The sequence below is a fragment of the Limnospira indica PCC 8005 genome (assembly GCF_000973065.1).
Lineage (GTDB): Bacteria > Cyanobacteriota > Cyanobacteriia > Cyanobacteriales > Microcoleaceae > Limnospira > Limnospira fusiformis.
Window position 1 is genome coordinate 974,228 of the sequence record NZ_FO818640.1, and the last position, 15,146, is coordinate 989,373.

Sequence of the window (15,146 nt, forward strand, 5' to 3'; positions counted from 1 at the left end):
CTGTTCAATGCGAACAGTTTTGCGACCTGAATATGATACAGCAATCCGAACTATAAGCTGGCTGCTGCTGGGAAGGCGGTGTGGGTTCGCATATTATAACTGTCACCGTGGCAGAGAATATTGACCCGCAGGTTAAATAAGCTCAGTGGGTCCGTAGCCCCCGCCTGGGCTACATTGGTATAGGATAGATCTTTAGCATCTATTATGGTCACGGTTCCCTTACCAATTACCCGCACTCGCCCTTCTCCTTCAAACATGGCGCAGGTGTCTTCATCAATGCCAATCCCCATTTTATCGGGATGGGCGGCGATCGCACTAATTAGACGAGAGAAGCGGTTGCGATTATGAAAATGTTGGTCTACGATCAAATCCGGTAGAATATCCAGCCCGGTAGCCATATCCACTAGCGATCGATTAGGAGATTCCCCACTACCCCCCCCAGCGATCATGTGATGGCTCATCACCGCCGCCCCGGCACTGGTTCCCGCCAGGGCTATTTTACCCGCCCTAGCTGCTACCCGAATTTTCTCCATTAGCGGCGTATCTGCCAACAAACTGTACAGCCTTAACTGATCTCCTCCCGTCATAAACACCCCTGTACAATCCTCTAAATAATCGTGCCATTGTGGATCTTCACAGTGATGACGTTCCCGAATATCAAATACTTTCAGGGTCTTCGCTCCCATATTCTCAAAAATTTTTTGGTAGCGTTCTCCTTGAATACTCGGTTCTCTGGAGGCTGAGGGAATAATTGCCAGTTGGGCATTTTCCCCCCCAGCACGACTGAAAAAGGTTTGCAGAATCTCACGTCCATGAATCTTATCTTCGGCTCCTCCAATGACTAAAATTGAGGTTTGAGTTTTTGGATTAATCATTTGTTCAAGGGCTTGAGATGTCAACTGCTGCATATTGTTCTCCTCATGATAGGCATGAATTCAACTTAGCGGGCTTCTTTGGCGGACTCCAGATTCTGCACCACCACCCTTTTCCGGGTCTGGTTTGACTTCACTGCCTTCTGACATAAATTTGGCATAAAAGGGGACAGCAAAACTTTGTGTCTTGTGAAGTTGCCCTCCTCGGTTGTAGGTGAGTGACACTAACCATCGCCCTAACCAGAGGATATTTACCCAATTTGACCAAGAATCTGGCTAGTTTCCCAATGGGTTATGGTTCTTTCTCGATTCACCCCATCACCTGCCCGGATTCCCAAATCTCTTGAGTTAGAGATGCTCGAACTTAACATTTGCTTAATAGCCAATTTAACTTAAATCCTGTCAGGGAACCCGGATAAATTTGGACTTGAAGGTGATCACACCAGATTCTATTTGCTTGGCAGACCCTCGCTTAATCTCCTTTTGCCGGAAATGCACACAGATGCTGCCAGGAAAAATTACCAAATTAGCGCAAATATTAGCATTTTAGTATATTTTGATACGGATTTAAACAATTCTTTAGACCCACCAGACCCACCGGACTTTCCCAGATTTTCGGGATCGAGGGTGTTACACCAAGCCCCGCTGCCCGATTTTATAACAAGGAGTCTGTTCTTGTTCACGGATCACATCTGTTTTTATCTTTTTGGTTGGTTGCCAGTAAGGCTCAAGTTGTCTAATGGCTGTGGCTAAAAGTATGACGCGCCCATCTTTTTCAGCCATAGTCGGTACCAATTTGCTACAATGCTTCTATCAGCTCCCAGCAAGCGACCGATTGAGAGTAAAAGTCAGGCATTGCCCCAGCCTGCTAACTCTGGGAACGGTTGGCATCAGTCAGTCGTCAGATCTACTGGTTTTGCTGCCTGTCGAGGTATCTCTCAGGAGCAATTCTGGGAAACAAGCACCTACCCTAGCAGGTACGGTGGCTGGAGGGTTAATCATACAGTTACTGGCTTGGTTTGAGGTTCCGTGCGATTTGACATTATTACTCTGTTCCCTGAATTTTTCTCTAGCCCCCTACAGTCAGGACTTCTAGCTAAAGCAATAGCTCGCCAGATCGCGGCGGTCTACTGCACTAATCCTAGGGATTTTGCCCTGGACAAGCACCGAAGAGTCGATGATGAACCATACGGCGGCGGGGTGGGAATGGTCTTGAAACCTGAGCCGATTTTTGCGGCAGTTGAGTCCCTTCCCTCTCTTCCCCGACGAGAGGTGATTATGTTGACCCCCCAGGGGGAAACTATGCACCAGGGACTATTTCGCGATTTGGCTACTGGTTATGACCAACTGGTTTTGATTTGTGGACACTACGAAGGCATCGATGAGCGGGTCATGCACCTGGTGACTCGCGAGGTGTCTTTGGGTGATTTCGTCCTAACTGGGGGCGAAATTCCAGCCCTGGCTTTGATTAATGGTGTGGTGCGCCTGCGACCGGGTACTGTGGGTAAGGTTGAATCCCTCAAGGCGGAGAGTTTTGAGGATGGACTACTAGACTATCCCCACTATACCCGCCCGGCTGAGTTTCGGGGAATGCGTGTCCCTGATGTTTTGCTCTCTGGTAATCATGCTGATATTCAACAATGGCGACGAGAACAACAACTTCAACGCACACAACAGCGCCGTCCTGACCTGTTATCGGGTCTGGAACTTCCTAAGCCGGAAAATTGAACTGACAAAACCCCTAACCCTCTCTTAAAGGCGATCGCAACTATCTGTGAAATCCCATGAATCACTCACCTGAGCAATATATTACCGCCATCGATCGCGCTTTGAGTCAGGATAATTTCCATCAAGCCGCAGATTTAGCCTGCGAAGCGTTTAAGTCTTATCCTAACTCGGACAAAATTAAACGATATATGCAGCTTTTTGGACCGAAAACCTTGGAGTTTCACCGCTTACCACCTAACCCTGAGATGTCTTTGAATTTTAACTGGGTTGTCCAAAACCGCCAGGGCTACCGAGGTAGATGGGTAGCCCTCAAAGGCGGGAATTTGGTGAGTGATGCAGCCTCCCTAGATGAGTTAAAACAAAAACTGGGCGATCGCGTTAAGTTTTTGTTCTGTACGGTGGTATATTGACGGGTGGCTCTATCCTAAGACCAGTAATTCGGGTTTAGCAATCATCACTAATCCAAAGAATACCATAAAGGCTCCCGCAAATAGTTTCAGTAATCGCCCTTTTTCTTCGGTTAGACGATAGGATGAAAAAGAGTAAATAAAACTGATGAGAATCCCCAATAGCGGCAGAATATAGACTACAGCATAAAAAGCCGTCCAGAGACTATAACACAGTAAAACATTAGTCTGACAATAGTTGACTAGGGTTGCCATATATACAGTGGGTAAAATGGCTGTACATCCTAACTCTACTAGGTTGACGAAAATTGCTAATAAAACTGTAGCCAATAAGGCGGCGGCAAATTTTCGGCGATCGCTTTTAGCTGATTGTAATTGGTTGACGATGTTTCGGGCTTTTTTGGTAATCTCAATTTGCTGTTCTTGGGATAAAGACAGAGACACAGATTTTTTGAACCAAAAGAAGTCTTTAATGTTAATTAAACCAGCAATGGTGATCACAGCACCCAATATAATCATCACTATTTGACCATATCTATCGATGAAAATTGAGCCCACTAATACCATAGCCATGATAAACACAAAATACATGACTCCTGATGTCACCACAAAGGTGGAACCTACTATCGCCATATCTCGCCTACTTTTAGTATAGGTCAGCAGGGATAATAGGATAATTAACACTGTAAAAGCACAGGGGTTAAAGCCGTCTGCTAAGGCGATGATAAATACAAATAGGGGAAAGGGTAAAGCCGCAGCAAATCCTCTAATTACTGCATCTGGGGTAAATGCGATCGCCAAAAATAGACTAACCATAATTACACCGGTTAGCCCCCCCAACCATAATCTCTTCGTTTCGACTGGTTTATCTTTAATGCTGAAAATTGGGTAGGTGACTACATAAGCTAGGGGTAAAAATGATAAAACCCAGACAGGTATACCTTGTGGTGGAGGCGTTGTAGTGGGTGTCGGCTGTACATTAACCGTTTGACCGGGAATGATCACAGCAGTTCCTAACTCGGCTTGAATAGCATTAATAATTTGGTTCTGATAGCCTATATAAGCCTGATAGGATGGGATAAATTCCAACTCTCCTGGGTCTGGAGAAAAACCGATAAAGGATTTATCACCAATTATAGTTCGGGGAACCGCGCGACTACTGATGTTATTCTCATCAAGAAATTCTTGGAATTTTTCCGGCTGGTTGTCAACATCAACCATGGTTAGGCTGATATTGTCATTCGCTTCGACTACGGGGAGTAAAAAGGCTTTTTGTTGACGACAATAGGGACAGTTTTCGCTGGTAAAAAATAACACATCTACGGAAGTCCCATCATTGGCGGATATCGCTCCGGCTGTTACGGTTAGTATTCCCAGTAATAGGGAGAAACAGAAGATGAGAGTTGGACGCAACCAGTTTTTCCTCAACATAAGACTTAGCCTGTTAATTGATCAATGCTTCAAATGGCGATCGCTCCTCAAGTGGCGGACGCTTCAACCAAAATTGCTGATCCCCCTAGACGATTATGGAAAAATCGGTTATGCTTAAAAGCTGGGGATAGTTAGCCTACTACAAACGGTAGCATGATCAGGCCAAAGCATCTACTAAGAACTTGACGCAAATTTGCACTGACTGTTCTCTGCATTTACTATAACTTAATTTACTGTTAAAATGCTAAATTTTAACCTTTCTTAACCTAGGCGCAATTCTCAATATCCTCAGCCCCAGGAGAATTAAGTTGATATTTAATCATCTACTGTATACTGGCTAATTGCTCTCAACAATCGAATCCACAGAGGAAACAATATGAAACCCACGCGATCGACTTATAGTGATTATCAATATTTTTGTATGCGCCTCCAGCCCTTGCTAGAAATCGCTTACGAACCCGCCACAATTCCGAGTATTTTAGACCGTCTATTTGCCGTAATTGGCGAAAATTTATATATTCCCACTGGCTATGAAAACCCCAACAAATGGACAGAAAACAACGTGACATTAATCACCTATGGGGATAGTATTTACAGCCGTCATACTGACCGAAAACCCCTAGAAGTTTTGGCAAAATTCTTAGGAGAAAACCTGAAAGATACCATCACCGGTGTGCATATTTTACCCTTTTTTCCCTATACGTCCGATGATGGATTTGCGGTCAGTGACTATTTAAGCGTTAATCCTCAACTCGGAGACTGGGAAGATATCAAAACCATTGCTCGTCAATTTAACTTAATGGTAGATGTAGTGCTTAATCATGTTTCCAGTAAGCACGATTGGTTCCAACAATTCCAAGCCGGGAAAAAACCAGGCTGTGATTATTTTATAGTGGTTGAACCGGGCAAAAACCTATCAGAAGTTGTCAGACCCCGCAACAGTCCAGTATTAGTCAAAGTAGAGACTGTTGATGGAGAAAAGCACGTTTGGGCGACTTTTAGCGAAGATCAGATTGATGTTAATTTTGCCAATCCTGATGTCTTAATTGAGTTTTTAAAAATCATCAGATTTTATATAGTCAGCGCCAAAGCCAGATATATTCGCCTAGATGCCGTGGGTTTTCTGTGGAAAGAAATCGGCACATCTTGCATTCATTTACCCCCAACCCATGCGATTATTAAACTACTGCGGGAACTGGTAAATATGATAGATCCAGAAGTAGCTGTGATTACGGAAACTAACGTACCAAACCGGGAAAATCTGAGCTATTTTGGCAATCGAAATGAGGCGCACATGATTTATAACTTCAGCTTGCCGCCACTGTTGTTAAATGCGATGCTTCAGGGTAAATCAGACCATCTCAGAACCTGGATGATGAGTATGCCACCGGCACCCCTAGGCTGTGCTTATTTTAATTTTACGGCTTCCCATGATGGCATTGGTTTACGTCCCGCCGAGGGTTTACTTTCCGATGAGGAATATCAAAGCCTGTTGACGACTATGGAGAAATTTGGCGGTAAAATTAGCATGAGGAAAAAGCCAGATGGTAGTGAGAGTCCCTATGAAATTAATATTTCCTTATTTGATGCGATGAAAGGCACAGTTAAGGGAGAGGATACCTGGCAAATTCAGCGATTTATTTGTTCCCAAACTCTGATGATGTCTTTAGAAGGGATTCCCGCATTTTATATTCATAGTTTATTGGCTACTCCCAATGATTATGAAAGGTTACAACAGACGGGAATGAATCGGTCAATCAATCGCTATAAGTGGCAGATTGAGGATTTACAAAAGGATTTAGAGGACCCCCATTCTCCTCGATCGCTTGTATTCCGCGAAATCTGTCGGCGCATTAAAATCCGTCGCCAACAGGGTGCTTTTCATCCTAACGCTACTCAATACACCCTACAATTGAAGCGATCGCTATTTGGGTTTTGGCGACAAAGTATGACCAGAGACCAAAGCATTTTCTGTATCTTTAATTTGACCGATAAACCCCAACAACTGAATTTAAGAGATGTCAACCTGATCTGTATCGATCCTTGGTTAGATTTAATCAGTGGGGAGATGATTACCGACATTTACTCTAAATACATATTACAACCCTATCAAGCGGTGTGGATTACTAACAAATTCTAGCAGAGGTTGATGATAGTTGGCGATCGCTCACAATTTTGAGAGTTAATGGTGCAATCTGTGATAACCTAACAAAACCCGCCTAAAACCCGCCTAACTTACTTAACAGTTGATATGGAACAATTTCTAAACCTGATTCCAGAGAGTCCCATAGTCCCATTTACAATTCTGATCCTAGTCAGTTTAACCATTCCTCCCATTTTCGAGCGTCTTCGACTCCCCGGTTTGGTAGGTTTATTATTTGCGGGAGTAGTATTAGGACCCAACGGAATGCAAGTTTTGTCTCCTGACTCCGAAATCATGAAATTGCTTTCGGATATCGGCAAAATTTACCTGATGTTTGTCGCGGGTTTAGAAATTGACCTAGAAGAGTTTAGACGCAAACGAAATAGATCCCTATCTTTTGGTTTGATGACCTTTGCTTTTCCATTAACAGTAGGAACTGTAATTGGTTTATCAGTTGGCTATAGTCTAAACACATCAATTTTGATGGGGTCTTTACTAGCTTCTCATACCTTATTAGGTTATCCTATTGTAGCACGATTAGGAGTGGTTGCCAATGAAGCGGTAGTCGTCACTATTGGAGCCACAATTTTTACTGATATTGCCGCTTTATTGGTTCTGGCTATTTGTATTTCCATTCATGGGGGAGATTTTTCGGCGACTTCCATAATTGTACAATTAGCAGCTTTAGGGATTTATACTGCTATAGTTCTGTTTGGTTTAGATTGGGCTGGAAAAGAATATTTTAGGCGTACAGGGAATGAAGAAAGTAATCAGTTTCTGTTTGTCATGCTGGCAGTTTTTTTGGTCTCTGTAGGCTCACAAATTATCAATGTTGATCAAATTGTCGGTGCATTTTTAGCAGGTTTGGCGGTTAATGATGTGATCGGTCATAGTCCGGTAGAGGAAAAAGTGGAGTTTGTAGGTAGTACCCTATTTATTCCCTTTTTCTTTGTGGGGATGGGATTACTCATTGATGTTCCGGCTTTTATTCAAAGTTTAACAACTGGTATTGGCTTAACTTTAGCTATTGTTTTAGGCTTACTAGGTAGTAAGTTAATGGCTGCTACTGGGATGAAATTACTGTTTCGTTATAACTGGAACGAAACGATGACTATGTGGGCTTTATCCGTTCCCCAGGTGGCTGCTACCCTCGCCGCTGCCTTAGCCTCTGTGCGGGTAGGGTTGATATCTGAGCAAGTCTTTAATACGGTGATTGTGCTAATGTTGGTCACTTCAGTTTTGGGACCAATATTAACCGCTCGTTTTGGGAGTCGATTATCTATCCCTAAACCTAATTTACAAGCACCCAATGAGGCTTGGATACCTCAAAAAAAATCAGAAATAGGCTTAGAAAATCCCGGGAATAAATTTACAGTTATTGTGGCTGTATCTAACCCTATGTCGGTGCGGTATTTAGTGGAAATGGCGGGTTTATTGGCGCGTCATGAGTCGGGTTTAGTGGTCCCGATCACAATTACCCAAGCTCATCTACAAATGGATGAACCTCAGTTAGATGTTACCTTGCGTCAGAGCGATCGCCTTTTGGAAAAAGCCGCACAAGTGGCTCAGGAGTTTGGTGTCAAAACTGAAACAAGACTCCGCATTGATGATGATATTGCTGAAGGAATTAGCCGCACCGCTAGGGAATTTGACGCGAGTTTAATTGTGATTGGTTGGAATTATAACACTAGCTTACGAGCCAGACTTTTGGGGAACTTGATTGATAATGTATTTTGGTCTTCCCATTGTCCGGTAGCGGTCTTAAAGCTATTGGAAGCACCTATTGACATTCATCGGATTTTGGTTCCGGTTAAAAATATCACCCCCCAGGCGATTAGAACTATTCGGTTTGCTCAACTGTTTGCTGATAGTAACCAAGCTGAGGTAATGTTATTGCAAGTTTGCGATCGCCGCACTTCTAGGGAACAGGTGAATGAGTTGGAGTCGGAATTATCCACAATTCTAGCATCAGGACCCCAGGTCAAATCTGATATTCAGGTCTTAGTCCATGACAATGTATCTGATGCGCTTCTGAAAGCCTCTCAGTCCTTTGATTTGGTGGTATTGCGATCGATGCGTCGTCGCACCGCTGGGGGTCTGGCTGTAAGTGATGTCACCACGGAAATGATTAAGAGTTTGACCTGTTCCTTTATCCTATTTGGTGAACCACACTCTTGATTTTTGGCGAGGAACCTGCTACAATGACTCTCAGGTGTGCGAGACGTTCAGGTATGAAATAAGGTTGAGATGCCTAAAATAACTACTTGGTAGGGACTTCAACCCCTAGGTTGGATATAAGGAGCGCACTCCTGACCATCCCTATAACTTTTTATATGTCCCGACGCTTGGAGAAATCTAAGCAAGGCAGGGAACTCAAGGTCATAAACAAACTGAGAAATCAGGGAGTAGAGAGTAATGGCGATAGCCACCCCCAATTTTGGGATTCACACCCCAGTTGAAGCGGGGAACGGAAGGCGTGAAGTAGAACCTACTACCAGAAGCGACCACTGCCAACTATCTATGATTAGGGAAACCGAATGTCCGGCTTTAACCATCGTAATCACTAAGTAGCAAAATAGGTTGATACGCTGCGTTCAAAAGAACAAGGGGAAAAGTAGGAGTTTGTCTGTACTACCTACACAGACCTTTAAAAGTACCCCGGTGGAAAGGACAAATCTAACGATAGAATGCCCGTATAAATGGAACGTTGTAACCCCTCTAAGACTCAGCCCACAACAAGGCAGTAGTGATAAGTGTAAACGCCAGGTGTGAGACGTTCGGGTATTAAATAGGGCTGAAATGCCATAAATCACTAGCCGGTGAGGATTCCAGCCCCGAGTTTGGATATAAGGAAACCTCTCCTGATAATCCTCATAACTGTTTATATGTCCCGACGCTTAGCGAACTAAGCAAGGCAGGGAACCCAAGGTCCTAAGCGAACTGAGAAATCACAGAGCAGAGGGTAACGGCGATAGCCACCCCTAGTTTTAGGACTCACAACCCTAGGACTAAAGCGGGGAACGGAAGGCTCCGAGGTGTAACCTAATACCGGAATCGAGACCACTGCCAACCATCCATGATTAAGGAAACTGAATGTCCGGCTTGAACCATCGTAATACACTAGCAGCGAAATAGGTGGACACGCTGCGCCCAAAAGGGCAAGGGGAAAAGTTGGGGGTCCTTGCGACTCTAAGTACAGGACAAAAGTTGTAGAGCCTGGTGAAACCGCCCTGAAAACAAAGGCAGATTAGAGAAAGTGCGGCGTAGAAAATCGAAGCCAGTGCGGAAAAGACTCTGGGAGCGTCGTCCGTGAGCCTTCAAAGGAATGGGTGAACCTTGGTGAATCCACAAACCCACCTTCATAGCCCAAGTAAAAGCCAGGCTAAGCAAAGCCAATAAACGGCTCAAGCGCTCAGGGTCCTTAAAGTGAGTCGATTCGAGACAGAAGCCCCGAGTCTTCAAGGCTCCGAAGAGGTTTTCAATACCCCAACGCCGAGCATAGTCGGGGAGGGCCGTTTCGGGGCAAGCGTTAGTGATGAGAATCAACAACTCCCCCGAATCAGCCAGACGAGAGCCAATGACGTAAACCTGCCGTCCCCAAACCCAACGGCGACCCGAAAGCTGGCGAAATTCTCCGGGTCGCAGAGAATCAAATATTCGTTCGCCGCTACGCCGAGTTCCTCCTAACTTAGGACTAATCAGCTCGCTGTGGCGGATGCGTAGGCGGAAAGGAACCTCGGGGTCGATGAGAAGATACGAGAGCCAATCTCGCCCCACAAATTCCCGGTCAGCGGTCAGACAAGCCACCTCCACGTCAGGAAATAGTGCCTCGAAGCGGTCGAATAAGTCCATGCGTTCGCCACTGTTGCTATTGCCCTTTTTGTCAAGCATCGTCCACAGCAGGGGAAAGGCAATCCCCTCGTGGACGACTGCCAACATCAAGATGTTGAAATGGGTTTGACCGAAAGACCAACAGGTGCGGTCGAGACTAAGAGTCCAAGGTTGGGGAATGTCAATGAGGCTAACGACGAAACGGGCAATCTCTGCCCGGTCAAATTTGAATTGCCGAAAAAAACGTTGTAATCGCTGGTAATTTGAGGAAATTTGCACAGGATTTGCGAATACAGTCGCTATTTCCATCAGATTAACCGTCTTTGTTTGGAATAGCGCCATCAGGAACAGGCAGACAAAGTTTAATCTCGCCCCGTGCCAGGGCAAGTGAGGGCGCAAAGTGTCTCGTAATCGGTTAAGCTCGTTCATGAGAGGGAAGTTTGGTTTGTGGTAATTCCGATGTAACCCTCTCACCCCAACTTGGCGCTACCCCCCCACCCCTCGACTTTCACCTCAGCCCGGAGCGCCCCCTTCAGAATTTTCGGCTAGATTCCCTTTTGGCTAAGACTTTCAGCTTTTTTGTCCTGTACTGAGCTTGCGACTACCTACACAGACCTTTAAAAGTACCCCGGTTCTGAGGACAAATCTAACGATGGAATGCCCATATAAACGGAACGTTGTAACCCCTCTAATGCTCTGCCTATAAACAAGTGAGTAATGCTATTCACAAGGAAGTAGTGAAAAATGTAAGCGCATGGTTAGAGGGTGAAGGATGTGACCAGAAGCTAAAGCCCAATTGTCATGGTGGGGATATGCCCACAGGTCACGGTGTGGATATAGATACTGCAATTATTAGGAGTATAGTGGCGAGAACGAGTTGAAAGACTACGTGCTGCATAAAGCTCTGAACATTGAAGTACGAAAGCAGGGGGTAGTAACCCTGTTCCGATGACAAAAGGGTATCCACATCAGGAGCCGTGTGATGGGAAACTATCAAGCAAGGTTTTGAATGGGAGGGGGTGAAGGTGACTTCACTCTCGACCCCTACCTCTTAGAGGGTGAAGGATGTGACCAGAAGCCAATGCCTAACTGTAATGGTTGGGATATGCCCACAGGTCACGGTGTGGATATAGATACTGCGATGAGTAGGAGTACATTGGCGCAAAAGCAAGGCTCAACCACTTGCTGCATAAGGCTCCGAACATGGAAGTACGAAAGCCGGGGGTAGTAACTCTGTTCCTTTGACAAATAGGGTATCCACATCAGGAGCCGTGTGCTGGGAAACTCGCAAGCACGGTTTGAAATGGGAGTTGGGGAAGGTGACTTCCCTTTCGACCCCTACCTAGAGATTAATAGCTAACCATTGCGGACGTAATTCAGTGGTAGAATGTTAGCTTCCCAAGCTAAACATAGTGGGTTCGAGTCCCATCGTCCGCTTATTTTTTAAGCCTTATTCTTACTGCGATCATAGTGAAACACTTAACCCGATAGTCGCACCGTTACACACAAAATGCACTCAATTCAGTCTTAGCATACGGGACAATTAGTGCATATCCCTTAGCAACAAATCTTAATTATTGACGGGTTAATCAATAAGCAGTTATGGTCGAAAGGGAAGTCGCCTTCCCCAACTCCAATTCAAAACCGTGCTTGCGAGTTTCCCAGCACACGGCTCCTGATGTATAGCACCAGACAGGAAAGTTAGGACGTATAATCGAGAGGACGAGATGACTAAGAAGACCCAAAATGCCAGCCCCCTATAGTTACGACCTCAGACAAAAAGTTATTGATGCAATTGAACTAGACGGTATGCCCAAAACAGAAGCCAGTCAAGTTTTCCATGTCAGCCGGAACACCATTAATCTCTGGCTGCAAAGAAAAGCACAGACCGGAGACTTCCTCCCTAAACCTAATCACCCACCTGGCAATAACCACAAAATTACCGACTGGCAAAAATTCAAGGCTTTTGCCCAAGAGCATGGCGACAAAACCGCAGCTCAGATGGCTGAACTTTGGGATGACGACATCTCTCCTCGCACCATATCCAGAGCCTTGAAGAAAATTGGCTTCACCAGAAAAAAAACTTACGGCTACCAAGAACGTGATGAGCAACAGCGAGAGGAGTTTATGGCTCAGATTGAACAGATGGAGCCGGAAGAAGTGGTTTACCTCGATGAAGCTGGCATCAATAGTCAAGACTCGGATTATCCTTATGCTTACTGCCAGGAAGGACAACGCTTCCATGCCCTCAAATCAGGGAAGAGGCAGGGCAGGGTGAGCTATATGGCGGCGTGGTGTCATCAACAACTCTTAGCCCCCTTTACCTTTGAGGGTTGTTGTAATCGGACAGTGTTTGAGTTGTGGTTGGAGTTCATCTTAATTCCAACATTGAAGCCAGGTCAAACTCTAGTACTGGACAATGCAAGTGTGACACGTTTAGGAGTCAAATAAGGCTGCAATGCCTGAAATAACCTCTTAGTGGGACTTTCACCCCTTGGTGAAATATAAGGGACTCGTACCCTGACCATCCCACAACTGTTTATATAGCACCAGACAGGAAAGTTAGGACGTATAATGGAGAGGACGAGATGACTAAGAAGACCCAAAATGCCAGCCCCCTATAGTTACGACCTCAGACAAAAAGTTATTGATGCAATTGAACTAGACGGTATGCCCAAAACAGAAGCCAGTCAAGTTTTCCATGTCAGCCGGAACACCATTAATCTCTGGCTGCAAAGAAAAGCACAGACCGGAGACTTCCTCCCTAAACCTAATCACCCACCTGGCAATAACCACAAAATTACCGACTGGCATAAATTCAAAGCTTTTGCCCAAGAGCATGGCCACAAAACCTCCGCTCAAATGGCTGAACTTTGGGATGACGACATCTCTCCTCGCACCATATCCAGAGCCTTGAAGAAAATTGGCTTCACCAGAAAAAAAAACTTACGGCTACCAAGAACGTGATGAGCAACAGCGAGAGGAGTTTATGGCTCAGATTGAACAGATGGAGCCGGAAGAAGTGGTCTACCTCGATGAAGCCGCCATGAATAGTCAGGACTCGGATTACCCTTATGGTTACTGCGAGGAAGGAAAACGCTTCCATGCACTCAAATCAGGGAAGAGGCAGGGCAGGGTAAGTATGATAGCCGCATGGTGTCATCAACAACTCTTAGCTCCCTTTAGCTTTGAGGGTTGTTGTAATCGGACAGTGTTTGAGTTGTGGTTGGAGTTCATCTTAATTCCAACATTGAAGCCAGGTCAGACTCTAGTATTGGACAATGCAACGTTTCATAAAGGGGGGCGGATTGCTGAACTGGTGGAGGCAGCTCAATGCCGTTTACTCTATCTACCACCTTATTCGCCAGACCTCAACAAGATAGAGAAATGTTGGTCGTGGCTGAAAGCCCGTATTCGCCACTGCATTGAGCAGTTTGATTCTCTCCATGATGCCATGGATTCCGTTCTCAAAGCTGCGTCCTAACCACCTTGACTAATGCTATACATCGAAAGGTTTAACAATACCTTGAGACAACGAGTGTCTCGCTTAGTACCCAAGACCTTGTCCTTTTCCAAGTGTTTGCAGAATCACATTGGTGGCATTTGGTATTTTATCCATCACTACAAGGCATCATTACCTCTTTAGCACTACCCTAATATTTTCACAGAAAGTCGTCCTACAAGGACGGGGTTGAAAACCTAATTTTTCTGATAAGTATTTGGATCGATCGCTACTGGTGCAAACGTTTGTCGAGAGGGATCTGCATTTCTTTCACTCCTAGGGGCTGATTTACCTGGACTGGGCTGATTATCGATGCGAGGCTGGTCTGTCCTATTTCCCAGAAACCCAGTTTTGGGGGAGATAATACCTGATCTAGTTGGCAGCGAATATCGTCAATGCCGAATTTTTGGCTGAGGGTAGCCTGAATTTGGGTGAGTAAACGATCGCCTTGTTTTAGGTCTATATCTACTTTTAGGGTGGCTTCCACGGCATAATAACCTGGTGCGATCGCTATAATCAGCAAATCTTCGACGGCTACAATTCCCGGAAAGTTGGCGATCGCCTCTCGGACTAACTCCCGATCTACCCCCACCGGAGATATATTTAACAAAATCGCCAAACTGTGGCGGATCACAGGTAGCGAACCCAAACCCACCAACACCGACACCCCCAAACCGACGGCACCATCAGCCCAAGTACAATCTGTTAACCAAATAGCGATCGCTGCCACAATAGCGCCAACAGAACTGAGGGTATCAGCTAAGATATGAAGCAAAACCCCCCGCATATTCAGGTCCTGTTGACCATCTCGGTGCAACAGCATGATATTACAGCCATTGACCCCCAAACCAATGATCGCAACTACCAACATAGGTAAACTCAAAATGGTTTCCGGGGGATTTTGTAGGTGTCGGATCGCCTCCAGACCAATGGCGATCGCCATTACCAAAAGTCCCACCCCATTCAACAAAGCCGCCCAGACCTCAATTCCCCGATAACGTCGCGCCACAGAAGCCGCTAAAATCGCTAAAGCGATCGCCAACCCATCCGCCGCCATGTGACCAGAGTCAGCCGTCAAAGCCATACTATGACTAACCCATCCCACCACCGCCTCTACCCCAGCAAAACCCAGGATCGAAATTAAAGCTATCCCCAACAGGCGCAACTTTTGGGGCGACTTGGAAAACCTCACCATTTCACAGCAATCACAACTCACCGACTGTATACCCTCC

At 45.5% G+C, this 15,146-nt stretch carries 12 protein-coding genes, 1 tRNA gene and 2 pseudogenes; 9 read left to right on the top strand and 6 right to left on the bottom strand.

The genetic code is table 11. From position 1 onward, the window contains the following. Positions 1-50: 50 nt before the first annotated feature. The 3 genes from XZ46_RS04180 to XZ46_RS35190 form a co-directional block, all read right to left on the bottom strand. The gene (locus XZ46_RS04180) at positions 51-908 is read right to left on the bottom strand and encodes a cyanophycinase (RefSeq protein WP_006621430.1); all 858 of its coding nucleotides are present in this window, start codon (positions 906-908) and stop codon (positions 51-53) included. 27 nt (positions 909-935) lie between these two features. Further along, on the bottom strand, positions 936-1,097 hold the full coding sequence (locus XZ46_RS35185) for a hypothetical protein (RefSeq protein WP_008057267.1): 162 nt from the start codon (positions 1,095-1,097) through the stop codon (positions 936-938). Between the two features lie 405 nt (positions 1,098-1,502). Beyond that, positions 1,503-1,655, bottom strand: a complete 153-nt coding sequence (locus tag XZ46_RS35190; RefSeq protein ID WP_006669095.1) for a hypothetical protein — start codon at positions 1,653-1,655, stop codon at positions 1,503-1,505. 246 nt (positions 1,656-1,901) lie between these two features. Between XZ46_RS35190 and trmD the strand changes: the two genes are divergently transcribed. Both trmD and XZ46_RS04190 read left to right on the top strand, forming a co-directional pair. Then, positions 1,902-2,600, top strand: a complete 699-nt coding sequence (gene trmD, locus XZ46_RS04185) for a tRNA (guanosine(37)-N1)-methyltransferase TrmD (RefSeq protein ID WP_006621428.1) — start codon at positions 1,902-1,904, stop codon at positions 2,598-2,600. 56 nt (positions 2,601-2,656) lie between these two features. After that, positions 2,657-3,010, top strand: a complete 354-nt coding sequence (locus XZ46_RS04190; protein WP_006621427.1) for a hypothetical protein — start codon at positions 2,657-2,659, stop codon at positions 3,008-3,010. 9 nt (positions 3,011-3,019) lie between these two features. Here XZ46_RS04190 and XZ46_RS04195 read toward each other — a convergent pair whose 3' ends face one another. Then, the gene (locus tag XZ46_RS04195) at positions 3,020-4,438 is read right to left on the bottom strand and encodes a glutaredoxin family protein (RefSeq protein WP_006621426.1); all 1,419 of its coding nucleotides are present in this window, start codon (positions 4,436-4,438) and stop codon (positions 3,020-3,022) included. A gap of 376 nt (positions 4,439-4,814) precedes the next feature. Between XZ46_RS04195 and XZ46_RS04200 the strand changes: the two genes are divergently transcribed. The 3 genes from XZ46_RS04200 to XZ46_RS34960 all read left to right on the top strand — a co-directional run bounded on the left by XZ46_RS04200 (position 4,815) and on the right by XZ46_RS34960 (position 9,152). After that, a complete protein-coding gene (locus XZ46_RS04200) occupies positions 4,815-6,578 on the top strand; it encodes an alpha-amylase family glycosyl hydrolase (RefSeq protein WP_008057264.1) in 1,764 nt (587 codons plus the stop codon). 111 nt (positions 6,579-6,689) lie between these two features. Then, entirely contained in the window at positions 6,690-8,759 is a 2,070-nt protein-coding gene (locus XZ46_RS04205) for a cation:proton antiporter (protein ID WP_008057262.1), read from the top strand. Positions 8,760-8,996: 237 nt separating this feature from the next. Beyond that, on the top strand, positions 8,997-9,152 hold the full coding sequence (locus XZ46_RS34960; protein WP_006669093.1) for a hypothetical protein: 156 nt from the start codon (positions 8,997-8,999) through the stop codon (positions 9,150-9,152). Between the two features lie 618 nt (positions 9,153-9,770). On the opposite strand, the gene XZ46_RS04210 is transcribed toward XZ46_RS34960, so the two are convergent. Beyond that, positions 9,771-10,841 (bottom strand): IS4-like element ISAtsp3 family transposase, encoded by a 1,071-nt coding sequence (locus XZ46_RS04210; protein WP_006667986.1) that lies wholly within the window; start codon positions 10,839-10,841, stop codon positions 9,771-9,773. 936 nt (positions 10,842-11,777) lie between these two features. Between XZ46_RS04210 and XZ46_RS04220 the strand changes: the two genes are divergently transcribed. The 4 genes and pseudogenes from XZ46_RS04220 to XZ46_RS28200 form a co-directional block, all read left to right on the top strand. Next, positions 11,778-11,849, top strand: a tRNA-Gly gene (locus XZ46_RS04220). 309 nt (positions 11,850-12,158) lie between these two features. Next, positions 12,159-12,854: pseudogene (locus XZ46_RS04225) on the top strand (IS630 family transposase); the annotation flags it as partial. 165 nt (positions 12,855-13,019) lie between these two features. Next, a protein-coding gene (locus XZ46_RS31620; protein WP_157883423.1) for an IS630 family transposase occupies positions 13,020-13,896 on the top strand; the annotation gives its coding sequence in 2 pieces (ribosomal slippage) (positions 13,020-13,349 and positions 13,351-13,896; 876 coding nt in all). Positions 13,897-13,914: 18 nt separating this feature from the next. Then, positions 13,915-14,058: pseudogene (locus XZ46_RS28200) on the top strand (IS1 family transposase); the annotation flags it as partial. An 85-nt stretch (positions 14,059-14,143) separates the two neighbouring features. Here the strand turns inward: XZ46_RS28200 and XZ46_RS04240 are convergent. Continuing rightward, entirely contained in the window at positions 14,144-15,109 is a 966-nt protein-coding gene (locus XZ46_RS04240) for a cation diffusion facilitator family transporter (protein WP_228116479.1), read from the bottom strand. Positions 15,110-15,146 lie beyond the last annotated feature (37 nt).